Source organism: Streptomyces sp. NPDC056231 (assembly GCF_048270745.1).
Classification (GTDB): domain Bacteria; phylum Actinomycetota; class Actinomycetes; order Streptomycetales; family Streptomycetaceae; genus Streptomyces.
Genome location: NZ_JBLVKW010000003.1, coordinates 293,747 through 320,080 on the forward strand (window position 1 = coordinate 293,747; position 26,334 = coordinate 320,080).

A 26,334-nucleotide genomic window follows, 5' to 3' on the forward strand; every position below is an offset into this window, starting at 1 on the left:
CGGGAACCAGCCGGGCCGCAGGTAGGTCACTGATCGGTATCGGTCGGTGTGTATAGTCGGGCGGCAGAAGTCCCCTACGTCAAGGAAAGACGAGGTCGCGCGGTGAAGAAGCTTCTCCTGGTCGCACTGGCCGCCATCGGCGGGCTCCTCGTGTACCGCCAGATCCAGGCGGATCGCGCCGAGCAGGATCTGTGGACGGAGGCGACTGACTCCGTGCCCGCAGGTTCGGGTGTCTGAGACAGAACAGCCTTGTGCGGGCCCCGGTCGCTGAGCGACCGGGGCTTCGTGCTGTTGCGGGACCGTGACACCTGTGCTCTCGAGTTCACCTGCGCGAATAAATAGGTTGCGATAGCAAAGGAGCCGAGGGGGCAGGGCGCTTCGGCTGCGGCCGGAGACAGCGGAGGTACGGGCGGGGCAGGATGGACCGGCGTTGCGGCCGCTGCCGGGGCGGGCGCCATGGTGGTGATCGCCGGGCTCGTGTTCGTACGCAGCCACCGCAGGTCGGCCACACAGACGACGAGGGGAAGCGCGTGATGAGGCAGCGCAACAGGGGCCGGGCGGCGCTGGCCGCGGCAGCGGCGATGTGCGCGGTGGCGGCGCTGCCGGGGCAGGTGTACGCGGCCGGTGAGCCTGCCACGTACACCTTCGCCCCCGGGGCGAAGGCGGTCCCGGGCGCGGAGGTCAGCACCGACGCGTCGCCCCTGAAGCCCGGATCCGTCTACAGGAGCTCGATCAAGCCGGGCGAGAAGCTCTACTACCGCCTCGTCCTCGACGCCGCCACGAACGCGTACGTCTCGGCGGTGGTCGTACCCAAGGCCGGTGGCAAGGTCGCGTACGGGGACGGCATCACGGTCAGCATCAGGGACAGCAGGGACCTGCAGTGCAGTTCCGAGAACGCCCGCTTCGCGGCGGCGGAGTTCCCGCATCCGATCGCCGCGTACGCCTACCGGGTCACGGACAAGGACAGCAGCCCCTGCCAGGACGCCGGTACGTACAACGTCCTGATCGAGCGTGAGAGCAAGGCCACCTCGACGCCCGACACCTGGGACCTGGAAATCCGTTACGAGTCGGAGCCGAAGCTGAAGAAGGGTGGTACGGCGCCGACCGAGGCGCCCGAGGACTGGCCCTCGGTATCGCCGACACCGCCCACGCAGGCCAAGCAGGAGGAACGGCCTGGCGGCACAAGCTATTACGACGCCACCAGCCTGGAGACCGGCACCTGGAGGGACGGCATCAAGCCGGGGCAGACCCTCTTCTACCGGGTGCCGGTGGACTGGGGACAGCAGATCTTCGCCACCGTCGACCTCGGTAACAGTGTCGGCGGCTCGGACGAGTACGTCGGCAACGCGCTCGCACTCTCCCTGGACAATCCGGCGCACGGCCATGTCGACGACGCCTCGCCGCTGTCGTACTCCGGCAAGCCCGCATCGGTGTCGCTCGATCCGCTGCCCCCGGTGCGGTACGAGAACCGGTTCACGTTCAGTGCCGGCGAGAGCGCCATGCGGTTCGCGGGCTGGTACTACCTGTCGGTGTCGCTCAGCCCGAAGGTCGCTCATGCCTACGGGGACAAGGCGATCCCGATGACTCTCAAGGTGCAGGTCGAGAACGCGGCGACAACGTCGCCGTACGGGGGTTCCGCCGGAATCTTCGGTGTGACGCAGGACGACAAGGACATGGCCAGGAGTGGTCAGAGTGCCCCTCAGGCCGACAAGAGCAACACGATGAAGACGGTGGGCGCGGCCGGGATCGGCGCAGGCGCCGTGCTGGTGCTCGGCCTCGGCGCGTGGACGCTGCTTGCGCGTCGCCGCGCGGCGGCCGCCGTGGGCGGTCCTGCTGGTGGCGCGGCCGGGCGGCAGCCCTACGGAGGACCGCCGCAGGCCTGGTGACAGCGGCTGGAGCCATTGGGCCTCAGGCCTGGGTCAGTGCCCAGATTCCGACAGCGAAGCAGACCAGCGCCACCAGGAGGACCGGGATCGCCACCCTCGGGGGCGGTCCCGGACGCTTCTGCGACGCCTGTGCGGGAGCGGCGGCCATGGGGTGGGCCGGAGGCGATGCCGCAGCGAAGTGCGGGGACATTCCCGCCCCGGGGTGCGGAACCTGCTGCTGCTCGGCGGTGTATGCGCGAGTAGGAACCGGTTCGTGCCGCACTGCTGATGTCGGGGCCTGGGAGAGATCCGGTGGGGCGGCAGGGAAGGGGGAACCCGTATGCGCCGGGAGCGGAGTGGGGGCAGGGGCAGGCTGGGCCTGCCGGGGCAGCGGCGTGGGGGGCGGCTGCTGCGGAGGCGGGGCGAGATGGAAGCTGCCTGTCTCCGACATCGAGGAGGGCGGTGGGGTGTGCGGCTGCTGCATGGCCTGCTGTGCGGCGTGGCCCGTGTGTGCGGTGTGGTCGGTAGGGGACGGCTGCCTGGGGGTGGCGATCGGGCCTTCGGGGCCGAAACCGGCGGGCAGCGGGCCGAGTTGGTCGAAGACCTCTACCAGTTCGTCGTCGACGCCTGGCTCCGGCAGCATCTCGACCGCGGCCGTCAGCGCCTTCCGCGCGCCGGTGGCCGTGCGGAACCGGGCCTGCGGATCCGGCTGCAGAAGACCTGCGAGGACCTGCCACAGCGGTTCCGGGATGCCTTGCGGGGCGCTGGGGGTGCCGTGCGAGGCGAAGTATTCGACGAGGGCCCGGGCATCCGGCTTCTTCCCCTGCAGCAGATAGAGCGCGACAAGCCCTACGGCGAAGAGGTCTGCGGGGAAGTCGGGCTCTGCACCCATCATCTGTTCGGGCGCGAAGTAACCCGGCGTTCCCACCACATAGTTGGTCTCGGTCAGGCGGGGCTCGCCCTTGCGCATGGAGATACCGAAGTCGGAGAGCCGCAGGTGCGGCCGGCCGGTACCGGTGGCCTCCATCAGGATGTTGGCAGGCTTGATGTCGCGGTGCACGACGCCTTCCGCATGCACGGTCGACAGTCCGGACAGCAGCTGGTCGAGCAGCGTGCAGACGAAGCGCAGGGGCAGTGGGCCGTAGTCGCCGATGACATGCGCAAGCGAGCCGCCGCTCACCAGATCCATGGTGAACAGGACCTTGTCGTCGTCCGCGGCCCAACTGGCCGGGGCGAGCACATGGGGATGCTCGATCCGCAGGGCCTGCTCGCGGACGAAGCGCAGCAGCGTGTGTGCGTCGCTCTGCTGAAGCACCTTGGCCGCCACGTACCGGCGGCGCCGGTGGTCCCAGGCTCGCCAGACGGCGCCGACGCCACCACGTCCGATCGGATCGATCAGCTCGTACCGACCAGCGAAGACCTCACCCATTGCGCTGTGCCCGCTCCCAGTTCCTGTTTCGGCTCGTGCCCGGCTCTCGGGGGTAGTGCACCAGAATCTTTCGTTCGGCTGAGCCTGTGGGGCCTGGTACGCACATCCGCCGTGTTGTCGTCGGTCCGCAACGCCCCGCGCTGTTTCCCTCCTCCGCCTGGCAGCCGCACATACCAGGTTCCGCCCCCTGAATCCGGCCCGAACCGAAAGAAAGCTCCTGCTGCCGTGACCGGCAAGCTGTGCCTCGTGGGGCAGACATTGCCGGTCATGGCACTAGCTCTGGTGTCCTTCGTAGTGCGCGACCGCGTCCGCGGTGCGGCCGGCGCCGTACACCTTGAGGAACTCTGCCAGTTCCGGGTGGGTCGGGGCGAGGGAGTCGGCGGCATCGATGATGTCACCGGCGGCAGCGACCGACCGCAGCAGCGACTGGATCTCACGGACCACGCGGCGGACGGTGGGTGCCCCGCCGCTGGTCGTGGTCTGACCGGTGCCGGTGAGGACGGAACCGCCCTGGGACTTCTTGATCTCTGCCATGCGGTCGGTGGCCTCGCCCGCGCTGACGCTGCCGTCGGCGACCTGGCCGGCCAGCTCCTGCAGAGCCTGGACACGCTGGACGACCGCGGGGTTGCCGATCTTCGCCCGCTGACCGCTCATCAGCTGGGAGAGCATGGGTGCGGACAGTCCGAGTACGGCGGCGAGCCGGGCCTGGTTCAGGCCGAGATCGTCGATGAGCCGGCGGAACAATGCGCCCAGTGGTTCCCCGTACCAGCTGCGCTGAAGTTCCCTGGCTCTTGCCGTTGCTTCCTGCTGAACTGCATCCATGGCGTCTCCCCTTCGCTGAGGCTTCGCTGCTGCGAACCTCGTCCAGCATCTTACGGAGAGTGGTTGCCGACCGGGAGTCCCCATCTTTTTGGAAGATTCGGGGGGTCACCCGGTAGTCTGGTCTGCGGCGGTGACCAAGACGCTGATGTGTCTGGGGCTGTCCTCTTTTTCGGGGCCTTAGCTCAGTTGGTAGAGCGCTGCCTTTGCAAGGCAGATGTCAGGAGTTCGAATCTCCTAGGCTCCACGTCAAGAGCCCCTCCGATCCGCGGAAACGCAGATCGGAGGGGCTCTCTTGGGTGTCTGCAGTGGCCGGGCGGCTGTGGCGGCTCAGCGGTCGTCGTCGAGGTCGGTGCCGTCCACCTCGTCCGACTCGGCCTCCTTGGCGCGGACCTCGGGGTCCACAGCCGTCGGCCCGCTGCCGTCGACCGAGGTCAGCGGCGTCCGGTCGGCAACCTCCGTGGGGGCGGGGGGCTCGACCAGCCAGTCCGGATTGGCCTGCTTGTCCCACCACCGCCACGCCGCGTAGGCGCCGACTGCCAGCACGGAGACCACGGCGGCCACCTTGAGCACGCGCCCGGCCTTGGCACGCCGCTCGTGCTTTCTGGCCAGCTTCCTGATCTCCTTCGCCGTGACCTGCCCGCGCAGTGCGGCCAGTGCCGCGGCGCTGCGGGCCGCGGCTTCCTCGGCGACGGGCTGGGCGGCGGCCATCGCCTGCTCTACGCGGGGCACGGTGTACTCCGCGGCGTTCCTGGCTGCCTGTCGGGTGCGTAGCGCGGCGCGCTGGGCGGCCTCGTCGACCTTGGGGGGCACATGCGCGCGAGCCAGTTCGATACGTGGTGCGAGATGCGCGTCGTACTGGACGCGGGCCTGCTGGGCTGCCTTCGACACCCTCGGTGCGAGCCGCGCACGGGCCTCGTGCGCATAGTGTGCCGCCTGGTCCTTGGCCGAGTCGGCGTAGGGCGCCACCACTTCCGCGGCGTGCTGCACGCTTTCCTTCGCCGAGTCGGTTGCGGCGCGCACGCTGTCGATGCGGGTCACGGGATCCTCCTCCTTGGTGGCGGGTAGGTACTCCGCCTTTCCACCCATTTCGAAATCATGCCCCGCGATGGCGTGTGCGGCATGTGGGGCGGGCATCCGGGGCATGAGAGACGGTCATAAGTGATCTTTTGAGGGCAATGCGGTTCAAAGGGAACGTTCCGATGACAATGCCACGGTTCGGTTCAGTAGGCGCCGGTTCGTCACGCACTTGGCCTCTTTTGTTCCGCGGGGGGCCGCAGGAAGGCTGTGTGACGGACCGGCCGTGCGAGGATCGGTGGACGTCAGCGAAGACTTACGGAAGGCAGATCGTGGCCGAGCAGCTTTACGCCACCTTGAAGACCAGCCAGGGCGACATCGAGATCCGGCTTCTGCCGAACCACGCGCCCAAGACGGTCAAGAACTTCGTCGAGCTCGCCACGGGCGAGCGGGAGTGGACCCACCCCGCGACCGGCAAGAAGTCCAAGGACAGGCTGTATGACGGGACCGTCTTCCACCGGGTCATCAGCGGCTTCATGATCCAGGGCGGGGACCCGCTGGGCAACGGGACCGGCGGCCCGGGCTACGAGTTCGGTGACGAGTTCCACCCGGACCTCAGCTTCAACAAGCCGTACCTCCTGGCCATGGCCAACGCCGGCCCGGGCACCAACGGGTCGCAGTTCTTCGTGACCGTCTCGCCCACCGCGTGGCTGACCGGCAAGCACACCATCTTCGGTGAGGTGACGGACGAGGCCAGCAAGAAGGTCGTGGACGCCATCGCGAACACCCAGACCAACGCGCGCACCGACCGTCCGGTGCAGGATGTGGTGATCGAGTCGGTCGTCGTCGAGACCCGGTGATTGCCTGTGGTCACGATGTGATCACTCTCTGATCGGCCGTCTCGGGAACCAACCGCCCTGCTTGTCCGTACTTGGTTACATAGCGGACGAGCAGGGCGGCAACATGCGCGCTGTCGCCCACGACGTAACCCGAGGGGGCCAGCAAGTGATGGGACCGATGGACGAGCAGCCGCCCGGCGCCCGGGACCAGTCCGCCGACGCCCGCGGCTCCTTCAGCTGCTACCGCCACCCGGGCCGTGAGACGGGGATCCGCTGCACGCGCTGCGACCGTCCGATCTGCACCGAGTGCATGGTCAGCGCCTCGGTCGGCTTCCAGTGCCCGGACTGCGTCCGCCAGGGTTCGGGTACGGGTCACGGCCCGGCTGCCAATCAGCCGCGCACCCTGGCCGGTGGCACCGTCACCGCCGACCCGCGGCTGGTCACCAAGATCCTGCTCGCCATCAATGTCGTCCTGTTCATCGCGGTACATGTGAAGGTGTCACTGCTCGACGACCTGACGCTGCTGGGACGGGCCACCTACTACGTGGGCGGTCCAGTCGAAGGGGTCGCGGAGGGTCAGTGGTACCGGCTGGTGACGTCGATGTTCCTGCACCAGGAGGTGTGGCACATCGCGTTCAACATGCTGGGACTGTGGTGGCTCGGCGGTCCTCTGGAGGCTGCGCTCGGCCGCGCCCGCTACCTTGCGCTCTACCTGCTCTCCGGTCTGGCGGGCAGCGCGCTCACCTACTGGCTCGCCGCACCGAACCAGGGCTCGCTCGGTGCCTCCGGCGCCATCTTCGGTCTGCTGGGCGCCACCGCCGTGCTCATGCGTCGGCTGAACTACGACATGCGGCCGGTCCTGGTGCTCCTCGCGCTGAACCTGCTCTTCACGTTCAATCCCTGGGGCGGAATCGCCTGGCAGGCACATGTCGGCGGTCTGATCGCGGGCACGCTGATCGCCATCGCCATGGTGCACGCACCGCGTGAACGGCGTTCGCTGGTGCAGTACGGCACCTGTGCGCTGGTCCTGGTGGCGGTGGTCCTCATCGTGGTTGCCAGAACTGCCGCACTGACCTGATCGCAGGCGCGAGGGGGCTTTCTCAGGCAGTTGTCCACAGCGGGTGCGCGATCTTGTGCATTCTGTGGGTACAACTGTGCCCCTTGTCGCTGAGCTGGGTTTTTCCAGCAGGGACAAGGGGCGTGCCACCCCTCAACGAGGGAGACTGCAGTCACACCGGCGTCAACATCCGGGGAGTTATCCACAGATCGTCTGACCTTTTCCCCCGCCTGTGGATAACGCTGTGGGTAACTCAGGGCAAGGGTTGCGGTACCGGGGCCGGCTGTGGTTCTACGGGTGCAGTCCGGCTACTTCCACTGCGTGGAGACGCCGAAGCCACCGGCGATGAAGCCGAAGCCCACGACGATGTTCCAGTTGCCCAGCGTCTTGATGGGCAGGTCGCCGTCGGTCACATAGAACACGACGATCCAGGCCAGACCGATCAGGAAGAACGCCAGCATCACCGGCGCCACCCAGCTGCGGCTGGTCAGTTTTATGTTGGCTGCCTGCTTCGCCGGAGGCGGCGTGAAGTCGGCCTTCTTGCGGATACGTGACTTCGGCACGAGGAACTCTCCTGTCGATGCGCTGCGTGACCGCGCAGGGAACTGTGGCTGGCGCCGGGGCGGGGCGCGAGGGAGAATGATGCCTCCCCCGGACGTCCGTTAGCGTAGTGCTTCCGTGGCGCCGAAGGAGATAAGGGTACGTTGAGCAATTCTGCCGACTTTCCCCAAGGACCGGTCCGGCGCACCTTCCGGCACCCGGTCCGAGTGCTCACCGCGTCCGTTTTCGCCCTTGCCGGGCTGATCTTCGTCACCAGCGCCAACACGGCCAAGGGCACCAACATCCGCACCGACTCGTCGCTGCTGAGGCTCTCCGACCTCATTCAACAGCGCAGCGAGAAGAACGCGGGGCTCGACGGCTCCAACGCGTCCGTACGCGAGGACATCGATGCCCTTGCCCAGCGTGACGACGGCAGCACCAGGGCGGAGGACGTCAAGCTCAAGGCGCTGGAGCGGACCGCGGGCACCAAGAAGCTCTCCGGCCGGGCCGTCGCCGTCACGCTCGACGACGCCCCGCCGAACGCCACCGCGAACCCCGGCTACCCCGACCCGCAACCCAACGACCTGGTCATCCACCAGCAGGATCTGCAGGCGGTCGTCAACGCTCTCTGGCAGGGCGGTGCCCGCGGCATCCAGGTCATGGACCAGCGGCTGATCTCCACCAGTGCGGTGCGCTGCGTCGGCAACACGCTGATTCTCCAGGGCCGGGTCTACTCGCCGCCGTACAAGATCACCGCGGTCGGCGACCCCGATCGGCTCAAGAAGGCCCTCGACGACTCGTCCTCGATCCGGAACTACCTGCTGTACGTGAAGGCGTACGGGCTCGGCTGGAAAGTCGACGAGCACGAGGCGGTGACTCTTCCCGGCTACTCGGGCACAGTGGATCTCCACTATGCGAAGCCGGTGAAGTAGCGAGCAGTTCCGGGGAGGCCGACCGGTGTCGATGCGACTGATCGTCAGGACCTTCAGCGAACTGTGCATCACCGCGGGCGCCTTGATCATCCTTTTTGTGGTGTACGTGCTGTTCTGGACCGGCGTGAAGGCCGCCGGTGCCACCGAGGGGCAGATCGACACCCTGCAGAACCAGTGGGCGCGGGGGGCCGTGTCCGTACCCGGGCCGAACGCGACAGACACGCCGTCGTCCGCACCCACGCCATCGCCGGCCCCCGCCGCCTACCGGGACGGGAAGCCGTTCGCGATGCTGTACATCCCCCGCTTCGGCAAGGGCTGGGAGTGGCCCGTCCTGGAGAATACCGAGGTCAAAACCTTGCAGAAGGGGCTCGGCCACTACCGCGGAACCGCCCCCCTCGGCGGCGTCGGCAATTTCGCGGTGGCCGGACACCGTCGCACCTACGGGGATCCCTTCAAGGACTTCCCGACGCTGCGCCGCGGCGACGCGGTGGTGCTGACGGACGGGACGACGTGGTTCACGTACCGGATCGAGAAGAAGCCGTACCGCACCGTGCCGAGCGACACCGGTGTCATCGACGCCGTCCCCCGTAAGTCCGGCTTCGACGGGCCCGGCCGCTATCTGACGCTGACCACCTGCGATCCCGAGTGGGGCAGCAGCCACCGGCTCATCGTCTGGGCGCATCTCGATGCGACGCAGCCTGTGACGGACGGTAGGCCTGCAGCTTTCCACAGCTGACCCACGCCTCTGCCCCGGCCCTTTAGTCTGGTCCCGTACCGAATGAAGGGGACAGCATGTACGGCTGGATCTGGCGGCATCTGCCGGGCAATGCGTGGGTGCGCGGGCTCATCTCGCTCGTACTGGCACTCGCCGTCGTCTATGTGCTTTTCCAGTACGTCTTCCCGTGGGCCGAGCCGCTGCTTCCGTTCGGCGACGTGACGGTCGACGGCACGAGCGGAACGGGGACCGGCCGGTGAGCGCCCGCGTCCTTGTCGTCGACAACTACGACAGCTTTGTCTTCAACCTCGTCCAGTACCTCTACCAGCTCGGCGCCGAGTGCGAGGTCCTGCGCAACGACGAGGTGACCACGGCACACGCCCAGGACGGCTTCGACGGCGTTCTGCTCTCGCCCGGCCCCGGGACCCCGGAGCAGGCGGGCGTCTGCGTCGAGATGGTGCGCCACTGCGCGGCGACCGGCGTCCCGGTCTTCGGCGTCTGCCTCGGCATGCAGTCGATGGCCGTGGCGTACGGCGGTGTGGTGGACCGTGCTCCCGAGCTGCTGCATGGCAAGACGTCGCCGGTGACGCACGAGGGCCAGGGTGTTTTCGCCGGGCTGCCGTCCCCGTTCACCGCTACCCGCTACCACTCGCTCGCCGCTGAACCGGAGACGATCCCGCAGGAGTTGGAGGTCACGGCGCGCACGGCCGACGGCATCATCATGGGGCTGCGCCATCGCGAACTGCCGGTGGAGGGTGTGCAGTTCCATCCGGAGTCGGTCCTGACCGAGCACGGCCATCTGATGCTGGCCAACTGGCTGGTGCGGTGCGGGGATACGGGAGCTGTCGCGAGGTCGGAGGGGCTCGCGCCGGTGGTGGGCAAGGCTGTCGCGTGACCGCACCCCGCCCCGAGCACGACACCGGTGAGGAAGGCCCGTACGAGCAACGAGCGTACGAGGCCACGGGTGCGTTCGAGGCGGCAGTCGACCAGCTGGCAGACCCGCTGAACGATCCGTTGCCGGGGCAGCACGCACCGTGGTTCCGGGCGGAGAGCATTCCGGCGGAGACGGCGGGCACCGGGGCGGCGCAGGGCCGGCAGTGGGAAGGCCACGTGCAGGCGCCACAAGGGGCGCAGGGGCCTCAGGGGACGCCGCGTGAGTGGTACGACCCCGAGGGTTACGAGCGGGACTGGTACGGGCAGCAGGAGCCTGTCGCGGCGCCTCAGCCCGCGCCGCCGCTCCCCCGTGACGACGAGGCGATCGGTCTGCGGGCGGCGGACCCCCGGCGCCTGGCCGACCGGGCGGTGCCGGCTCCGGCACGGCAAGCAGAGCCGGGGTACGACACGGAGCCTGCCGCCGCTCAAGACCCCGGTCCGGAGACCACAGAACTCGAATCGCGTACGGCACCGCCCACCGGAGGCCGGGCCGAGCGACGGCGCGCCGCCAAGGGGCGCGGCCGCCGTCGCGCCGAGCCGCAGCCGGGGACCCGGTCGGCGGTGACACCGGAGGGGCGTCCGCTGTCCCGCGTCGAGGCGCGGCGGGCCGCCCGCGCGGCCAAGGACAGCCCGGCCGTGGTCGCCAGCCGGGTCGTCGGCGAGCTGTTCATCTCGCTCGGCGTGCTGATGCTGCTGTTCGTCACGTACCAGCTGTGGTGGACGAATGTGCGTGCCGACCAGATCGCCGGTAAAGAGACGCACAAGATCCAGGATGGTTGGGCGCAGGGCCGCAAGCCCGGGGCGTTCGAGCCGGGGCAGGGCTTCGCCATCATCCACATCCCGAAGCTGGACGTGGTCGCCCCGATCGCCGAGGGCATCAGCAAGGAGCAGGTCCTGGACCGCGGCATGGTCGGTCACTACGGCGAGGGCGCACTCAAGACGGCGATGCCGTCGGCCGCGCAGGGCAACTTCGCGCTGGCCGGTCACCGGAACACCCACGGAGAACCGTTCCGCTACATCAACCGGCTGCGCAAGGGGGACCCGATCGTGGTCGAGACGCAGGATGCGTACTACACGTACGAGATGACCAGCGTCCTTCCTCAGACGTCTCCGTCCAATGTCTCGGTGATCACCCCGGTGCCGCCCGGTTCGGGCTTCACCAAACCCGGCCGCTACATCACGCTGACGACTTGTACGCCTGAATTCACAAGTACGTACCGGCTGATCGTCTGGGGCAAGATGGTCGACGAACGGCCGCGCAGCAAGGGGAAGCCCGACGCGCTCGTCGGCTGAACTTCATCACGACAGGGACGGGTGCGGTGGCAGCGAGGACCCAGCAGCAGGACGAGCAGACCGACGAGTCCGCGCCTCCGGTGCGGCGCAGGGACCGCCATCTCGTTGCGACCGCGGTGAGTGTCTTCGGTGAGCTGCTGATCACCGCGGGCCTGGTGCTGGGCCTCTTCGTCGTCTACTCCCTGTGGTGGACGAATGTGCTCGCCGACCGCGAGGCCGAGAAGCAGGGCCACACCGTGCGCGACCGCTGGGCCGGGGGACCCGGGGCCCTCGACACCAAGGACGGCATCGGCTTCCTGCACGTACCCGCGATGAAGAACGGCGAGGTGCTCGTCAAGAAGGGCACCGACACCAAGAACCTCAACGACGGCATCGCCGGCTACTACACGGACCCGGTGAAGTCGGCTCTCCCCTGGGACAAGCAGGGCAACTTCACGCTGGCGGCGCACCGCGACGGGCACGGGGCGAAGTTCCACAACATCGACAAGGTGAAGACGGGCGACGCCGTCGTCTTCGAGACCAAGGACACCTGGTACGTCTACAAGGTCTTCAAGGAGCTTCCCGAGACGTCGAAGTACAACGTCGACGTGCTGCAGGCGGTGCCGAAGGGATCGGGAGCGAAGAAGCCCGGCCGCTACATCACGTTGACGACCTGCACGCCGGTCTATACGTCGAAGTACCGCTACATCGTGTGGGGTGAACTGGTGCGTACGGAGAAGGTGGACAAGGACCGTACGAAGCCGGCGGAGCTGCGTTGACGTGACTGTCCTCAAGGAGGGCAGTCACGAGGTGTCAGTATGAGCTGGGCCCGAAGCCGCAACTTTCCCTTGCGACTTCGGGCCCTTCGGCATCCCGTGTGACTAGCGCAGAACCTGCAGCGTTGCGCCCGCGCTCCAGGCTTCCAGCAGTCCGCGGTGGACTGCTGTGACACCAACCTGGACAGCGATGTCGAGCGCCTCGCGGGAGAACGGGCAGGTCGCCACGTACACCGCTACGTCCGCCTGGTGCAGCGTCTTGATGCCGACGAATTTCTGCATCTCGCCGCTCCACACCGAGCGGTACGGCGCGAAGTTCTTGCACTGGACGACGAGTCGCCGACCGTCAGCGGTGTACGCGGTGATGTCGGCGCCGCGGTCGCCGCTTCCGCCGTGAACCTGGACGTCGGTGCAGTCATCCCGACGCAGCAGTCCGGCGATGTGTTGCTCGAACTCCCGCCAGTTCATCGCGTCGATGGAGGCCATGACTCCGGCGAGGGCCCGCTGCTCCTGCGCGTGCTGAAGACGGCCCAGCTGGATGCCGTGCCGGAGGAGCCTCTCCTCGATCTGCTGGACGTTCTCGCGGAGGCTGATGAGTTCTCGCTGCTGCTCGCCGGAGGTCTCGATGAGGGCGTTGAGTATGGGGACGACGGTGGTGCCGAGGAGACGGGTGAAGCTCTCCTCGCTGAGTCGCGTGATGCGCGGGCGTCGAGTGATTCGACGTCGCTGTCACGTCGCGGGGCATTCACGACCGGGTGCGTCCGGGAGGTGTGCTCGACGTCGAGCAGATACGTACGGACGCGCTGTGCCACCTCACTGTCCCGGAGCAGCATGGCGACGTTCAGGACGGTCCGCCGGGGCCAAAGAGCCATGCTCGAACGGGGCTGTGGATAACTCCGCGGACAGGAACTCAGGGTGAGTTCCTTAAATTTCTGCAGCTCAGCGCCCCGGATCACCCTCAGGCCATTCGATTCGAGCTCTTCTCGATGACGGCTGAGGAGGTTGTTGATGACGGTTTCCGCCACCTCGAAGTAGACAGCGACCATGGCAGTGGTCACGTGCATGCCGTCCGGCAGCAGGGACAGCGCTTTGACTCGGTCGAGTGCCTCCGTCCGCTCGGTGAAGCTCTGACGCAGCGCCTGTGATTCCACCAGGGCGACCTCGTTGATCATTCCCTTTCCCCTTCGCGTAACCGTCTGCGCGGCCGGAGTCCGATGCCCCGCCCTATCCCGTCAACGAGTCAGGACATATGAAGACACGATCGGTTTGCAGCCACATGCGCGGTATGCGGGAGATGCGTTGCGGCAGGCACAGCGAAGGGCCCCGGTCACCGTTTCGGTGGCCGGGGCCCTTCACGTTCGTTCGGTGCGGTGTCAGTTATGTGAACCCGACGGACCGCCGAAAATATTGCCGTTGCCGTTGCCGTTGCCGTTTCCGTTGCCACCCATCGTGGTGAGGGTGATGACGGTGGATGCGGGGTCGGCCGGGGTGCCCGGCTGTGGATCGATGTTGACGACCCTGGCGTTGTCGTCAGGAGAGCTGTCTTGCGCGAACTGGATTTGAGTGAAGCCCTTCTCGGCCAGAGCCTGCTTGGCCTGGGCGACCGTGCTGCCCCTGACTTCGGGAATCGGGACCGTGGCCGGCTGCGTCGGGCCCTTGGAGACCGTCAGCACAATTTGGGTGTCCAGCGGCTGCTTGCCGCCGGTCGGGGTCTGATCGATGACCTCACCCGCAGGCTTCTCCGAGTCCTTATCCGTTCGTGAGACCTTCTGGAAGCCGTTGCCGTTGAGCTGCGCTACTGCGGCCTCGTACGACCTGCCGATCACGTTGGGAAGGTCCTGGGTGGCCTGCCTGGCGACCGTGATCGTGACCTCGGACTCCCGCTCGGCCTTCGCGCCGGCCTTGGGCATCTGGTCGAGTACGGTGTTGGGTTCCGCGGTGGAGGACTCGGTCGTGACGACCTTCACCGAGAAGCCCTTTTCTTCCAGAGTCTTGCGGGCGTTCTCCTCGGACTGCTTCGTGACGTCCGGGACCTCGACCTTCGCCGCACCGGTGGAGACGACGACCCTGACGGTGTCGTTCTCCGCCATCGTGCCGTCCTTGGGCGTCTGGCTGCAGATCTTGCCCTTGGGCTGGGTCTCGCAGGGTTTGCGCGCCTCGACCTTGACGTGGACAACGGCGTTCTTCGCGAGTTCCTCCGCCTCTGCCACGGTCGAACCGACCATGTTCGGCACGTCGACCTTGCCGTCGTTGCTGTTGTCGCCGCCGAAGACGGACTTGCCGATCAGGATCGCGCCGATCAGCACCAGGATGCCCGCGACGATCAGCAGGATCGTCGAGGTGTTGTTCTTCTTCTGGCGGCGGCGGTCCGGGCGCTCGTCGTATCCGTAGCCGCCGTCGTCCGGATTGACCGGGGGCAGCATGGAGGTCTGGGCGCCGTTCGGGTCGGCTGCGCGCAGCGCGGTGGTGGGCTGGTCGTTGCCGTACCCGTCGTAGCCGCCGTAACCGGCCGCTCCCATGGCCGCGGTCGCGGCGACCGGCTGGCCGTCGAGGCAGGCCTCGATGTCGGCTCGCATCTCGTCGGCCGACTGGTAGCGGTAGTCCGGGTCCTTGACCAGGGCCTTCAACACGATCGCGTCCATTTCGGGCGTGATCTCGGGGTCGAAGGTGCTGGGGGGCTGCGGCTCTTCCCGCACGTGCTGGTAGGCGACCGCGACGGGCGAGTCACCGACGAACGGCGGTCGGACGGTCAGCAGCTCATAGAGCAGACAGCCGGTCGAGTACAGGTCGGAGCGCGCATCGACCTGCTCGCCCTTGGCCTGCTCCGGGGAGAGGTACTGGGCGGTGCCGATGACGGCCGAGGTCTGGGTCATCGTCATGCCGGAGTCGCCCATGGCACGGGCGATACCGAAGTCCATGACCTTGACCTGGCCGGTGCGCGTCAGCATGACGTTCGCCGGCTTGATGTCGCGGTGGACGATGCCCGCGCGGTGCGAGTACTCCAGCGCCTGGAGGATCCCGACCGTCATCTCGAGGGTGCGCTCGGGCAGCAGTTTGCGGCCGGAGTGCAGAAGTTCTCTGAGCGTCGAGCCGTCGACGTACTCCATCACGATGTACGGGATGGAGACACCGTCGACGTAGTCCTCGCCGGTGTCGTAGACGGCGACGATCGCCGGGTGATTGAGCGAGGCGGCGGACTGGGCCTCACGGCGGAACCGGGCCTGGAAGGACGGGTCGCGGGCGAGATCGGTCCGCAGCGTCTTCACAGCGACGGTGCGGCCGAGCCGGGTGTCGTGCGCGAGGTAGACCTCGGCCATGCCACCACGGCCGAGCACCGAGCCCAGCTCGTACCGGCCGCCGAGGCGACGCGGCTCTTCCATAACTGTTCCAGCCCTCTCCGTCAGTCCCGACCGCACCGGTGTGTGGTCCGGCGGTGTGCTGCTCGCGCATACGGTACCGGCCACGCGCTACCTGATCGGCCCACAGCCGTGAGCTGATATCTGACCGGTATCCCAGTGTGCAGGCATGGCCACCCATGTGATGGGCGTCACCTCTTGTTGATGACCGCCTCCATCACAGCCTTGGCGATCGGAGCGGCGAGGCCGCCGCCGGAGACGTCGTCCCGGTTGGCATTGCTGTCCTCGACCACCACGGCCACGGCGACGGGCGAGCCGCTGCTGGTCTTCGCGTACGAGATGAACCAGGCGTACGGCTTCTCGCTGTTGTTCAGACCGTGCTGGGCGGTACCGGTCTTGCCGCCGACAGTGACGCCGTCGATGAGGGCCCTGGTTCCCGTGCCGCTCTTGACGACGGTCTCCATCATCTGCTGGAGCTTCTGCGCGTTCTCGCCCGAGAGAGGCCGGCCGAGCTCTTCTTTCTCGTGGGTGTAGATCGGGTCGAGGTTGGGCGTCTGCCGCTCGGCGACCATGTACGGCTGCATGAGCTTGCCGTCGTTGGCGACTGCGGCGGCGACCATGGCCATCTGGAGCGGGGTGGCGCGGTTGGATGCCTGGCCGATGCCCGCCATGGCGTTCTGCGGCCGGTTGTCCTTGGGGTAGATGCTCGCGTCGGCGCGGACCGGGGTGAAGATCTCCTTGTTGAAGCCGAACTTGGCGGCCTCGTCCATCATCTTCTGGTTGCCCAGGTCGTCGCTGATTTTGCCGAAGACGGTGTTGCAGGACATCCGCAGCGCTTCCCGGAGCGAGGCGTTCTCGCACGGGATGTTGCCCTCGTTCTGCAGGACGGTGGTCGACTGCGGAAGCTTGTAGGGCAGCGGGGAGTCCGTCTTGGCGTCGATGTCGGTGTAGAGGCCGTTCTCCAGGGCGGCGGCGGCGGTGACGACCTTGAACGTCGAGCCGGGCGGGTAGGTCTCGCGCAATGCCCGGTTGAGCATCGGCTTGTCCTTGTCCTTCAGGAGCTTCTGCCACGCCTCGGTGTCCGCGTTGGAGTTGCCCGCGAAGGTCGAGGGGTCGTACGAGGGGGTGCTGGCGAGGGCCAGGATCGCGCCGGTCTGCGGGTCGAGCGCGGCGACAGCACCCTTCTTGTTGCCCAGCCCCTGGAAGGCGGCCTTCTGGGCGGCGGCGTTGAGGGTGGTGACGACGTTGCCGCCCTGCTTTTTCTCGCCCGTGAACATCGACAGGGTGCGGTCGAAGAAGAGCTGGTCGTCGTTGCCGGTGAGGATGCCGTCCTCAATGCTCTCGAGCTGTGAGGCGTCGAAGGCCTGCGACGAATAGCCGGTGACGGGCGCCCACATGGGGCCGTTCTTCCAGGCCCGCTTGTACTTGAAGTCGCTGTCCTTGGTCTCGACCGAGCTGGTCACGGGGCTGCCGTCGACGATGATGTTGCCGCGTTCGTGAGCGTACCGCTCGATGCGGACGCGGCGGTTCTCGTCGCGGGTGTTCAGCTCGTCGGCGCGGACGTACTGGAGATAGTTGGTCCGCACGAGCAGGGCGAGGATGAGGACACCGCAGAAGATCGCGATCCGGCGCAGGGGCTTGTTCACGGTCGGACCACCTGGGTCATCTCGGCGTCGGAGGACGGGGCGGGGGCCGGTGCGGGGCGGCGTGCGGTGTCGCTGATCCGGATCAGGATGCCGATCAGGGCCCAGTTGGCGATCACGGACGAACCACCGGCCGCGAGGAACGGCATCGTCATACCAGTCAGCGGGATGAGACCCATGACACCGCCGGCGACGACGAACACCTGGATGGCGAAGGCGCCGGAGAGACCGATCGCGAGGAGCTTCCCGAACGGGTCGCGGGCGGCGAGAGCGGTGCGGACACCGCGCTCGACGATCAGGCCGTAGATCAGCAGGACGGCCATCATTCCGGCGAGACCGAGCTCTTCACCGACGGTGGAGAGGACGAAGTCGGCGTTGGCGGCGAAGCCGATCAGATCGGAGTTGCCCTGGCCCCAGCCGGTGCCGAGGGTGCCGCCGGAACCGAAGGACATGATGGCGTTGGCGATCTGTTCGCAGGCGCCGCTCTTGTCCGTCGTGTAGCACGCGAACGGGTCCAACCAGGCGTTCACACGGGACTGGACGTGCGGCTCGAAGGTGGCAACGCCGACCGCGCCGACTGCGGACATCAGCAGACCGAAAACGATCCAGCTGGTCCGTTCCGTGGCGACGTACAGCATGATCACGAAGAGACCGAAGAACAGCAGAGACGTACCGAGGTCGGTCTCGAAGACCAGGATCAGGATCGACAGTCCCCAGATCACGAGGATCGGTCCGAGGTCGCGGCCGCGGGGCAGGTACAGGCCCATGAAGCGGCGGCTGGCGAGGGCCAGGGCGTCGCGCTTCACCATCAGATAGCCGGAGAAGAACACCGCGATGATGATCTTGGCGAACTCGCCGGGCTGGATGGAGAACGGGCCGAGACTGATCCAGATCTTGGCGCCGTTCACCGCCGGGAAGAACATCGGCAGGATCAGCAGTACCAGCGCCACGGCCATGGAGATGTACGTGTAGCGCTGCAGGATGCGGTGGTCCTTGAGCACCATCAGTACGGTGACGAACAGGGCGACGCCGATCGCGGAGTACATCAGCTGCTTGGGAGCGTCGGGGGTGAAGGCGCCGAATAGCGTCTCGGCCCGATGGATCAGCCTCGGTGACTTGTCCAGCCGCCAGATCAGCACCAGCCCCAGCCCGTTGAGCAGGGTCGCCAGTGGCAGCAGCAGCGGGTCCGCGTACGGAGCGAACTTGCGCACCACGAGGTGGGCGACGCCGCCGAGCAGAAGCAGGCCGAGCCCGTATCCGAGCATGCTGGAAGGCAGTGTGCCGTCCATGGCAAGGCCCACATTGGCGTACGCGAACACCGAGATACCGATGGCGAAGACCATCAGGCCCAGCTCGGTGTTGCGACGGCTCGGTGCGTCGATCGCGCCGATCGTGGTCGTGTTGGTGACAACGCTCATGGTGCTGAAGGCCCCCTACGGCTTTACTGCTTACCGCACTGCGGGACCAGCTTCGTCTCTTCCTCCGAGAGGCTGGGGCCGGGAGTGGGAGTCGCTGTGGTCGGCTTGGTCTTGGTGGCGGTGGACGTGGTGCCGGACCCGGTGGACGTCTTCGAGAGGCCCGAGCCCGTGCCGCCGGCCTCACCCTCGGCGGCGCCGGCCTTGCTCGTGGCCTCGGCCGCGCGGCGCTGTGCGTCCTTCTTGCATGCGGACGCCTGGGTCGAGAGCTCGCTGATCTTCTCGCGGGCGTCGGCCAGATTGCCTTCGGCGATGGTCGCCTTGACCTGCTTGCGCTGGTAGGGCGGGAGGTACTTGAGTTCGATCTCGGGGTGGTCCTTCTCGACCTTCGAGAGCGAGACCCATGCGAGGTCCTGGCTGATGCCGCGGTACAGCGCGACGTGATCGTTCTTCGCGCCTACGAAGAACTGGTTCTGGGTCCAGCGGTAACCGCCGTACACACCACCACCGATGACGGCCAGCGTGAGCACGATGTAGAACGAACGCTTCAGCCACTTGCGGCCGCCGCCGGGCTTGGCGAAGTCGTCGTCGGTGTACGCGTCGAAGGAGCCGTCCGGCATTTCGCCGTAGCCGAGGCCGTCACCGCTTCCGGGCGGGCCGAAGCCGCCCGCGGGCGGCGGGACGGGGCGGCCGAGACCGGCCGCCCGGCCGGCCGGGGTGGTCATGGCGTCGCCGTCGTTCAGCTGGGCGGACTGGTTCTCGGCGACCGCGCCGACGACGACCGGGGTGTCGTTGAGCTGCCCGGCCAGGGTGTCGTTGCTGTCGACGTCGAGGACGTCGGCGACGATGCAGGTGATGTTGTCCGGGCCGCCGCCGCGCAGAGCGAGCTGAATGAGCTCCTGGATCGTCTCGTGCGGGCCCTGGTAGCTGGCGAGGGTCTCCTCCATCGTCTGGTGCGAGACGACGCCGGAGAGCCCGTCGGAGCAGATCAGATAGCGGTCGCCGACCCGTACCTCACGGATGGAGAGGTCGGGTTCGACGTGGTCGCCGCTGCCCAGCGCGCGCATCAGCAGGGAGCGCTGCGGGTGGGTGGTGGCTTCTTCCTCGGTGATGCGGCCCTCGTCGACCAGCCGCTGGACCCAGGTGTGGTCCTGCGTGATCTGGGTCAGCACACCGTCGCGCAGCAGGTACGCACGGGAGTCGCCGACGTGGACCAGGCCGAGGCGCTGACCGGTCCAGAGCAGAGCGGTGAGCGTGGTGCCCATGCCCTCCAGCTGGGGGTCCTCCTCGACCATCATGCGCAGCTGGTCGTTGGCCCGCTGGACCGCCGCACCGAGCGAGGTGAGGATGTCCGAGCCGGGCACGTCGTCGTCGAGCTGGACGAGCGTGGAGATCACCTCGGAACTGGCGACCTCACCGGCCGCCTGGCCGCCCATGCCGTCGGCGATGGCGAGAAGGCGCGGACCGGCGTAGCCGGAGTCCTCGTTGCCCTCCCGGATCATGCCCTTGTGCGATCCGGCGGCGAAGCGCAGGGACAGACTCATGCGCACCTCGCCCGTCGGCTCGGGGTACAGCCGGTCTCGCGCCACACTGCCCACCCTCCGGTCGGGAGCAGGGCCGGGTCCGTTGCCCGGACCGCTCCGGCCCGCTCGCTCCGCTCGCTCATTGTCGTACTACTTCCGCAGCTCGATGACGGTCTTGCCGATCCGGATCGGCGCGCCCAGCGGAACAGGCGTCGGGGTGGTGAGGCGGGTCCGGTCGAGATACGTGCCATTGGTGGACCCGAGATCCTCGACGATCCACTGGCCGTCACGGTCGGGGTAGATCCTGGCATGCCTGCTGGACGCGTAGTCGTCGTCCAGCACGATCGTTGAATCGTGCGCCCGGCCCAGGGTGATGGTCTGTCCCTGGAGCGCCACCGTGGTGCCGGTGAGGGTGCCCTCGGAGACGACCAGTTTTGTGGGTGCCCCACGGCGCTGGCGGCCGGGCTGCTGGCGTTGCTGCGGCGGTGCCGCGGCGGTTTGGCGTGCCTGTTGCGGTCGCGTGTCGCCTGCGCTGCGGCGTGAGCCGCGCTGCGTGACGCGCGTACCGAACAGGTCGCTGCGGATGACCTGAACGGCCACGATGACGAACAGCCACAGAACAGCCAGGAAACCTAGCCGCATGACCGTCAGGGTCAGCTCTGACATTGCCCCCGCTTCACCCTTCGGCTTGCCGGTAAACGATGGTGGTGCTGCCCACGACGATCCGCGAGCCGTCGCGGAGCGTAGCGCGGGTGGTGTGCTGCCCGTCTACCACGATGCCGTTGGTAGACCCGAGATCCTGGATCGTCGAGGGCGTTCCGGTCCGGATCTCACAGTGCCGGCGCGATACGCCGGGGTCGTCGATCCGCACGTCGGCGTCGGTGCTGCGTCCCAGCACCAGCGTCGGGCGGGAGATCTGATGGCGGGTGCCGTTGATCTCGATCCAACGTCGTACCTGCGCGCCCGGCATGGGGCTGGGCGTCGCCGGCGGGCGCCGGTCGGTGGTGGGTGCTCCGGGACGGCCGCTGCCCGGCGGCGGGGCCGCGGGCATGGGCGGGACGGAGCTGGGGGGATAGCCGTAGCCGCCGGTGGGCTGCGGGGCGGCGGGGCGCCCGTGGCCGGGCTGGCCCGGTGGAGCCTGCTGGCCCTGCTGCGAGGAGCTCGAAGCAAGGGTGCGGCTGCGCACGCGGTAGAGCCCGGTGTCGAGGTCCTCCGCCTTCTCCAGATGAACCTTGATCGGTCCCATGAAGGTGTAGCGCTGCTGCTTGGCGTAGTCCCGGACCAGACCGGAGAGCTCGTCGCCGAGCTGGCCGGAGTACGGGCTCAGGCGCTCGTAGTCCGGGGCGCTGAGCTCGACGATGAAGTCGTTGGGGACGACGGTCCGCTCGCGGTTCCAGATTGTTGCGTTGTTGTCGCACTCGCGCTGGAGGGCACCCGCGATCTCGACCGGCTGGACCTCGGACTTGAACACCTTGGCGAAGGTGCCGTTGACCAGACCTTCGAGACGCTGCTCGAAACGCTTCATGACTCCCATGGGGCACCTCCTCCGGTGTTCTCGTCCCTGTACTGCTTACTGATCGTATCCACGCGTCGGGAAATCGGCTGGTTCCCCTTGTCTGCCCAGTGGATGAGTGTCACCCCTCACACGGATCGTAGAGGTGACCGCTCCTCACAGTGTCCCGCACCTGCGGTGTGCATAGGAGGAGTGGGGGTGACCGCATCGCGTTCCCGCTTCCCGTCATACGGCCGGCAAAACAACGGATGTGAATCCACCCTGTCCAGCGTGCTAATCTTCCGGATGTCGCCAGGCGCTCGCACCAACAGGTGAGAGAGTCTGGAAACACCACTCATGCGCGAGTGGCGGAACGGCAGACGCGCTGGCTTCAGGTGCCAGTGTCCTTAGGGACGTGGGGGTTCAAATCCCCCCTCGCGCACAAGAGAGAAGCCCCACAGGCCAACGGCCTGTGGGGCTTCTTCGTTCCCGGACGAGGGTGTCGGCGGCGGGGCGGCTTTCGTCGTGCGCGGGCGCAACGAAAGAAAGGCGTCGCGTGTGCGAAGGGCTGCCTAGGGTGCGGGGCGTGTACGCGATCTCGAAACTCCGGGCCGGCTGGCAGTGGTGTGCGGCGCCGGAGCTGTGGTCCCGCCGCAGGACGGCCGGGGAGGCCGTGCTGGCCGTGGTGCTCGGGCTGCTGGCCGCGGGGACGGAAGAGCTGCTGCGCGGCGGGGAAGTGCGGCTGTGCGTGGTGCGGTCCATGGTCGTGGTGCTGTCGCTGCTCAGGCGTCGGCTGCCCGTGAGCGTGCTGGTGGTGACGTCGGCCCTGGCCGGGCTCTCCGGCGGATTCGCGTTGCTGCTGATGGTGGTGGCGTGGAGTTCCGGGCGCCGGATCGCCGGGGCAGGGCGGGCGTTGGGGGCGTTCACCGCCTCATGCGTCCTCTACGTGGGTGTGACCGTTGCGATGACCTGGCCGGGGCTGCGGCCGCTGACCCAGGTGTTGTTCACCACCCTCTACTTCTTGGCGACGACGCTCGTGCCCGGTCTCGCCAGCCGGTACCGGACGCAGCGCCGGACCCTGCTGCACGCCCTTCAGGAGCGCAATGCACAGCTGATCCGAGAGCGGGCCATGATCGTTGGGCAGGCGCGGCTCATGGAGCGCCAGCGGATCGTTCAGGACATGCACGACAGCCTGGGTCACCAACTGGCGCTGATCTCTGTCCATACGGGGGCACTGGAGGTCGACCCGGAGCTGACGGTGCGGCAGCGTGAGGCGGTCGGTGTGCTGCGTGGTGCGTCGGTCTGTGCCATGCACGAGCTGCGGGAAGTCGTCGGGATTCTGCGGGACGACGTGCCGGGACCCGGGCGCGGCGAGGACGGGCAGCGGGCGGCACGGGGGATCGCGGGCATCGAGGAGCTGACGGAGGCGGCGCGGGCCGCCGGAAGCGCTGTGGAGCTCCGTCGTACAGGGGAGAGCCGGGCGCTCGCGGCTGCCTCGGACCATGCGGCGTACCGCATCGTCCAGGAGGCACTGACCAGTGCGTACAAGCACGCACCGGGCGCGGCCATCACGGTCGAGCTGCGCTATGAGCCGGATCCCGGCGAGGCTGAGGTGCGAGAACCGGGTGCAGGCTGCGCTGTTGGCGAGGGATGCGGGGCTGCAGGCGCGCCCTGGAGGCTTTGGAACGCTGGGCTTTGTTTCACGTGAAACGTCCGGTTCAGGGCGTTCCGGGAAGTCGGGCGTTTCTGTGTGGCGGGGTGCTTGTGTGTCCCCGTGCGACGACGAGCCGGGGCTCGCGGGAGTGTCCGATCCCCGCGGGCCCCGGCCGGATTTCCGTCGTGCCGCGGCTCAGGCGGCGAGACGCGCGGCGAGAGCCTTGGCCTTCTCCGTGGCCTCGGTGAACGCCCTGGCGCGGGAGGCCTCGGCGAGCGGGATGAGTTCGGCCATCGCGGGCTGGGAGTGGGCCAGCGTCAGCTCCGGGACGATGAAGTCGACCTCGGCGCCGAACATGCTCGTCAGCAGCTTCTCCAGGTAGTTCTGGACGAACTCGGAGTCCTCGCGCGGGGTGCCGGGGGCGTACGAGCCGCCGCGGCTGGCGACGACGGTGATCGGGGTGCCCGCCACCGGGCTGTCGGGGCCCACGTTGCGTCCGACGATGATCACCTGGTCGAGCCAGGCCTTCAGGGTCGACGGGATGCTGAAGTTGTACATAGGGGCGCCGATCAGGACGGCATCCGCGGCTTCCAGCTCGGCGGCGAGCTCGCTGCGCAGTGGGTCCTCGGCGCCGGCGGCTGCCGCTGCGGCGTCCAGGTGGGGCAGCGGGTTCGCAGCGAGGTCGCGGTAGACAACCTGTCCGTCCGGGTGCTGCTCGAGCCAGGTCTTGACGAAGGCGGCGGTGACCTCGCGCGATGCGGAGCCCTGCGGGAATACGGCGGAGTCGAGGTGCAGAAGCGTGGTCATGGGGGATCTCCACGGATATTGAGAGAGCGGTGCCCGGCTGGGGATGCAGGGCATCTTTTTCGTACGCACCTAGTAATAACATAGGGGCTTACTAATCATAAGCACCTCACGGTGACGCAGTACCCTGGGTGTATGGCGGAGCACAGTGAGCAGGCGTGTCGACGGGTCGACGTGAGCATCACGCGCGTCTTCGAGTTGTTCGGGAAGCGCTGGACGGGCCCGATCGTCTCCGTGCTTCTGCAGCAGCCGGTGCACTTCGCGGATCTGCGGCGGGCGATTCCGGGCATCAGCGAGCGCATGCTCTCGGACCGGCTGACCGAACTCGGTGCGGCCGGGCTGGTGGTGCGTGATGTCGACGAGGGTCCGCCGCTGCGGGTCTCGTACCGGCTGACGCGAGCCGGTGCCGCGATGGAGCCTGCCCTCAAGGAGCTGGCGCTCTGGGCGCAGACGTACCTCGTGGCCGGCGAGGGCGGCTGCTGACGGCTCCCGGCGGTTACCGGGGCGTGCCCGCGCCCGGGGTGTTCGTCCCGCCCGACGCGTTGTAGCGCAGCAGATATTCGGCGAACCGCGCGAGATCGTCCGCGGTCCACTGTGAGAGGCGCTGCTGGTAGGCCGCGTGACGGCTGGCCTGTGTCGAGGCGAGGGCCTGGGTTCCGGCCTCCGTGGGGTGCAGCACCTGGATCCGGTGGTCCGTGGGGTCCGGGTGGCGCTCTACCAGGCCGAGCTTCTCCAGGGTGGCGATCTGCCGGCTGACCGTCGATTTGTCGAGCATGTAGTGCGCGGCCAGATCCGTTGCGCGGCAGCCCTGCTGGTCGTCGATGTGCGACAGCAGTGTGTATGAGACCAGTGACAGCTCCGGATGGAGGCGGGCCGCGGTGGCGCGCGCCCGGCGAGCGAACGCCGTCAGCTCGCGCTCGATGACGTTCAGCGACTCTTCACGTTCCCCGGCGGTGTCTGGCACGGTCTCACCTTTCCGAATGTTCAGTTGTATAGTACAACGGATAGAAGAGTTGTAAAAGCCAACCATTGGAGTCCGATGTCCACGGGTCCACGTGCCGCCGGCGGCACGACCGCCGCTGCCCTGCGCCATGTGCTGAGCCATCTCGTCACGCCCCTGCTGATGTGTATCGGGATGGGGCTCGCCTACCTGGGCGCGTTCCACGCTCCGGAACCGCACGACCTGCGGGTGGACGTGGTCGGATCGGGGCCGAGCGCGCAGGTGCTGGCGCAGACGCTGCAGGACAAGGGTGACGGCGCGCTCAGCGTGCGTACCGTCCCCGACCGGGACGCTGCGGTGAACCACCTGAAGACACAGGCGAGTTACGGTGCCTACCTGCCGGGGAAGCACCCCGAGCTTCTCGTGGCCAGCGCCTCCTCCGACACCAGCGCCACGGTGGTGGAGAAAGTCTTCACGAAGGTGGCGGCCGCGCAGGGAGCCCCGCTGAAAGTGACGGACACGGCACCGACCGCGGACGGTGACCCGACCGGTCAGGGGATCTTCTTCCTACTGGTCGCGGTGAGCATCGGATCGTACGCGTCGGTCGCGGTGATCGGTGGTGCGGGTGCGGTGCTGGCGTTGCGGATCAGGGCGGCGCTGGCCCTCGGTGCCTCACTCGTGGTGAGCGTGATCGGGGCCGTGTTCGCGGGGCCCATGTTCGGGCTGGTGGACCACGGGCTGGGCGGACTCTGGGCGATGGCCTGGCTCTACTCGGCGGGCATTCTCCTGATCGGTGTGGGGCTGCACACATTCCTCAAGCGGTGGACGACGCTCGGCGTGATGGTGCTGTTCGTGATGCTGAACTTCACCAGCTCCGGCGGCATCTTCCGGCCCGAACTGCAGCCCGGCTTCTTCGGTTCGCTGCACGCGTTCTGGAACGGCGCGGGCTTCGTCGAGGGTGCGAGGAGCCATGTGTACTTCGATGGGTACGGACTCGGCGGACATGTGCTGGTGCTCACGCTCTGGTTCGTGGTGGGGCTGGCCGCGATGGGAGCGGCCGGGTTGGCCGAGGGGAGGCGGCGGAAGGTTGCTGCGCAGGCTCAGGGTGTGGGTTCGTCCCGGCACCGGGTCGGGTCGGATAACCGGTCGGGCACGGAGAACAGGGCGACGGCGGAGTACCGGACCGAGGCCGAGGCGAGGGAAGAGCTGGAGGAGGAGCTGGAGGAGTCTGTGGGTGTCTGACCAGGACAAGACGCTGTTCACAGGCGTTCGGTCAGGTTTTCCACAGGGGCAGACGGCTGTTGGTGGACGGC

General features: G+C 67.8%; 26 protein-coding genes, 2 tRNA genes and 2 pseudogenes. 16 read left to right on the forward strand and 14 right to left on the reverse strand.

The window, feature by feature from the left end; genetic code table 11:
• Positions 1-102: 102 nt before the first annotated feature.
• Entirely contained in the window at positions 103-237 is a 135-nt protein-coding gene (locus tag ACNPQM_RS05035) for a DLW-39 family protein (protein ID WP_003958712.1), read from the forward strand.
• A 296-nt stretch (positions 238-533) separates the two neighbouring features.
• On the forward strand, positions 534-1,886 hold the full coding sequence (locus ACNPQM_RS05040; RefSeq protein WP_418082980.1) for a hypothetical protein: 1,353 nt from the start codon (positions 534-536) through the stop codon (positions 1,884-1,886).
• Positions 1,887-1,908: 22 nt separating this feature from the next.
• Here ACNPQM_RS05040 and ACNPQM_RS05045 read toward each other — a convergent pair whose 3' ends face one another.
• Together ACNPQM_RS05045 and ACNPQM_RS05050 are read right to left on the reverse strand one after the other, a co-directional pair.
• Entirely contained in the window at positions 1,909-3,294 is a 1,386-nt protein-coding gene (locus ACNPQM_RS05045) for a serine/threonine protein kinase (protein ID WP_418082981.1), read from the reverse strand.
• A 273-nt stretch (positions 3,295-3,567) separates the two neighbouring features.
• The gene (locus ACNPQM_RS05050) at positions 3,568-4,116 is read right to left on the reverse strand and encodes a helix-turn-helix domain-containing protein (protein ID WP_418082982.1); all 549 of its coding nucleotides are present in this window, start codon (positions 4,114-4,116) and stop codon (positions 3,568-3,570) included.
• Positions 4,117-4,287: 171 nt separating this feature from the next.
• On the opposite strand from ACNPQM_RS05050, the gene ACNPQM_RS05055 reads away from it, so the two are divergent.
• A tRNA-Ala gene (locus ACNPQM_RS05055) sits at positions 4,288-4,360 on the forward strand.
• An 83-nt stretch (positions 4,361-4,443) separates the two neighbouring features.
• Here the strand turns inward: ACNPQM_RS05055 and ACNPQM_RS05060 are convergent.
• Positions 4,444-5,154 carry a DUF5324 family protein gene (locus tag ACNPQM_RS05060; RefSeq protein WP_358856718.1) on the reverse strand — a complete coding sequence of 237 codons (711 nt, stop codon included), beginning with the start codon at positions 5,152-5,154 and terminating at the stop codon, positions 4,444-4,446.
• Positions 5,155-5,462: 308 nt separating this feature from the next.
• On the opposite strand from ACNPQM_RS05060, the gene ACNPQM_RS05065 reads away from it, so the two are divergent.
• A complete protein-coding gene (locus tag ACNPQM_RS05065; protein WP_358856663.1) occupies positions 5,463-5,990 on the forward strand; it encodes a peptidylprolyl isomerase in 528 nt (175 codons plus the stop codon).
• Between the two features lie 157 nt (positions 5,991-6,147).
• Positions 6,148-7,047 carry a rhomboid family intramembrane serine protease gene (locus tag ACNPQM_RS05070; protein ID WP_366136044.1) on the forward strand — a complete coding sequence of 300 codons (900 nt, stop codon included), beginning with the start codon at positions 6,148-6,150 and terminating at the stop codon, positions 7,045-7,047.
• Between the two features lie 287 nt (positions 7,048-7,334).
• Here the strand turns inward: ACNPQM_RS05070 and crgA are convergent, their stop codons facing one another.
• Positions 7,335-7,589: a cell division protein CrgA gene (gene crgA, locus ACNPQM_RS05075; RefSeq protein WP_358856664.1), complete on the reverse strand. Its 255-nt coding sequence runs from the start codon at positions 7,587-7,589 to the stop codon at positions 7,335-7,337.
• 141 nt (positions 7,590-7,730) lie between these two features.
• Here crgA and ACNPQM_RS05080 point away from each other — a divergent pair, with 141 nt between their 5' ends.
• The 6 genes from ACNPQM_RS05080 to ACNPQM_RS05105 are packed head-to-tail and all read left to right on the forward strand — an operon-like array spanning position 7,731 to position 12,197.
• Positions 7,731-8,498, forward strand: a complete 768-nt coding sequence (locus ACNPQM_RS05080) for a DUF881 domain-containing protein (protein ID WP_418082983.1) — start codon at positions 7,731-7,733, stop codon at positions 8,496-8,498.
• Between the two features lie 25 nt (positions 8,499-8,523).
• A complete protein-coding gene (locus tag ACNPQM_RS05085; protein ID WP_418082984.1) occupies positions 8,524-9,234 on the forward strand; it encodes a class E sortase in 711 nt (236 codons plus the stop codon).
• Between the two features lie 56 nt (positions 9,235-9,290).
• Positions 9,291-9,473, forward strand: coding sequence for a hypothetical protein (locus ACNPQM_RS05090; protein ID WP_358856667.1), 183 nt, complete (start codon positions 9,291-9,293; stop codon positions 9,471-9,473).
• Entirely contained in the window at positions 9,470-10,108 is a 639-nt protein-coding gene (locus ACNPQM_RS05095; protein WP_418082985.1) for an aminodeoxychorismate/anthranilate synthase component II, read from the forward strand. Before ACNPQM_RS05090 ends, ACNPQM_RS05095 begins: the two co-directional genes overlap by 4 nt.
• A complete protein-coding gene (locus tag ACNPQM_RS05100) occupies positions 10,105-11,439 on the forward strand; it encodes a class E sortase (RefSeq protein WP_418082986.1) in 1,335 nt (444 codons plus the stop codon). Before ACNPQM_RS05095 ends, ACNPQM_RS05100 begins: the two co-directional genes overlap by 4 nt.
• Before the next feature lie 26 nt (positions 11,440-11,465).
• Positions 11,466-12,197 (forward strand): class E sortase, encoded by a 732-nt coding sequence (locus ACNPQM_RS05105; RefSeq protein ID WP_418082987.1) that lies wholly within the window; start codon positions 11,466-11,468, stop codon positions 12,195-12,197.
• A 102-nt stretch (positions 12,198-12,299) separates the two neighbouring features.
• Here ACNPQM_RS05105 and ACNPQM_RS05110 read toward each other — a convergent pair whose 3' ends face one another.
• The 8 genes from ACNPQM_RS05110 to ACNPQM_RS05145 all read right to left on the reverse strand — a co-directional run bounded on the left by ACNPQM_RS05110 (position 12,300) and on the right by ACNPQM_RS05145 (position 21,665).
• On the reverse strand, positions 12,300-12,680 hold the full coding sequence (locus tag ACNPQM_RS05110; RefSeq protein ID WP_418082988.1) for a restriction endonuclease: 381 nt from the start codon (positions 12,678-12,680) through the stop codon (positions 12,300-12,302).
• Positions 12,659-13,366: a hypothetical protein gene (locus tag ACNPQM_RS05115; RefSeq protein WP_418082989.1), complete on the reverse strand. Its 708-nt coding sequence runs from the start codon at positions 13,364-13,366 to the stop codon at positions 12,659-12,661. Before ACNPQM_RS05115 ends, ACNPQM_RS05110 begins: the two co-directional genes overlap by 22 nt.
• Positions 13,367-13,567: 201 nt before the next feature.
• A complete protein-coding gene (gene pknB / locus ACNPQM_RS05120) occupies positions 13,568-15,574 on the reverse strand; it encodes a Stk1 family PASTA domain-containing Ser/Thr kinase (RefSeq protein ID WP_418082990.1) in 2,007 nt (668 codons plus the stop codon).
• Between the two features lie 167 nt (positions 15,575-15,741).
• Positions 15,742-17,196, reverse strand: coding sequence for a peptidoglycan D,D-transpeptidase FtsI family protein (locus ACNPQM_RS05125; protein ID WP_418082991.1), 1,455 nt, complete (start codon positions 17,194-17,196; stop codon positions 15,742-15,744).
• Positions 17,193-18,611, reverse strand: a complete 1,419-nt coding sequence (locus ACNPQM_RS05130) for an FtsW/RodA/SpoVE family cell cycle protein (protein WP_358856677.1) — start codon at positions 18,609-18,611, stop codon at positions 17,193-17,195. The genes ACNPQM_RS05125 and ACNPQM_RS05130 overlap by 4 nt, the downstream gene beginning before the upstream one ends.
• 23 nt (positions 18,612-18,634) lie before the next feature.
• The gene (locus ACNPQM_RS05135; RefSeq protein ID WP_418083021.1) at positions 18,635-20,152 is read right to left on the reverse strand and encodes a PP2C family protein-serine/threonine phosphatase; all 1,518 of its coding nucleotides are present in this window, start codon (positions 20,150-20,152) and stop codon (positions 18,635-18,637) included.
• A gap of 129 nt (positions 20,153-20,281) precedes the next feature.
• Positions 20,282-20,797: an FHA domain-containing protein FhaB/FipA gene (locus ACNPQM_RS05140; RefSeq protein WP_358856679.1), complete on the reverse strand. Its 516-nt coding sequence runs from the start codon at positions 20,795-20,797 to the stop codon at positions 20,282-20,284.
• Between the two features lie 10 nt (positions 20,798-20,807).
• Complete coding sequence (locus ACNPQM_RS05145) at positions 20,808-21,665, reverse strand: FhaA domain-containing protein (RefSeq protein ID WP_418082992.1); 858 nt, start codon at positions 21,663-21,665, stop codon at positions 20,808-20,810.
• Positions 21,666-21,982: 317 nt separating this feature from the next.
• Between ACNPQM_RS05145 and ACNPQM_RS05150 the strand changes: the two genes are divergently transcribed.
• The 3 genes and pseudogenes from ACNPQM_RS05150 to ACNPQM_RS05160 all read left to right on the forward strand — a co-directional run.
• Positions 21,983-22,065, forward strand: a tRNA-Leu gene (locus ACNPQM_RS05150).
• A 711-nt stretch (positions 22,066-22,776) separates the two neighbouring features.
• A pseudogene (locus ACNPQM_RS05155) lies at positions 22,777-22,962 on the forward strand (histidine kinase dimerization/phosphoacceptor domain-containing protein); the annotation flags it as partial.
• Between the two features lie 247 nt (positions 22,963-23,209).
• Positions 23,210-23,284 (forward strand): annotated as a pseudogene (locus ACNPQM_RS05160) (DNA-binding response regulator); the annotation flags it as partial.
• Positions 23,285-23,472: 188 nt separating this feature from the next.
• Here ACNPQM_RS05160 and ACNPQM_RS05165 read toward each other — a convergent pair.
• Positions 23,473-24,084 (reverse strand): FMN-dependent NADH-azoreductase, encoded by a 612-nt coding sequence (locus ACNPQM_RS05165; RefSeq protein WP_418082993.1) that lies wholly within the window; start codon positions 24,082-24,084, stop codon positions 23,473-23,475.
• A gap of 132 nt (positions 24,085-24,216) precedes the next feature.
• Here ACNPQM_RS05165 and ACNPQM_RS05170 point away from each other — a divergent pair, with 132 nt between their 5' ends.
• Positions 24,217-24,564 carry a winged helix-turn-helix transcriptional regulator gene (locus ACNPQM_RS05170; RefSeq protein WP_358856682.1) on the forward strand — a complete coding sequence of 116 codons (348 nt, stop codon included), beginning with the start codon at positions 24,217-24,219 and terminating at the stop codon, positions 24,562-24,564.
• Between the two features lie 13 nt (positions 24,565-24,577).
• On the opposite strand, the gene ACNPQM_RS05175 is transcribed toward ACNPQM_RS05170, so the two are convergent.
• Complete coding sequence (locus tag ACNPQM_RS05175; RefSeq protein ID WP_358856683.1) at positions 24,578-25,045, reverse strand: MarR family winged helix-turn-helix transcriptional regulator; 468 nt, start codon at positions 25,043-25,045, stop codon at positions 24,578-24,580.
• 75 nt (positions 25,046-25,120) lie between these two features.
• Between ACNPQM_RS05175 and ACNPQM_RS05180 the strand changes: the two genes are divergently transcribed.
• Positions 25,121-26,263: a hypothetical protein gene (locus ACNPQM_RS05180; RefSeq protein WP_418082994.1), complete on the forward strand. Its 1,143-nt coding sequence runs from the start codon at positions 25,121-25,123 to the stop codon at positions 26,261-26,263.
• Positions 26,264-26,334 lie beyond the last annotated feature (71 nt).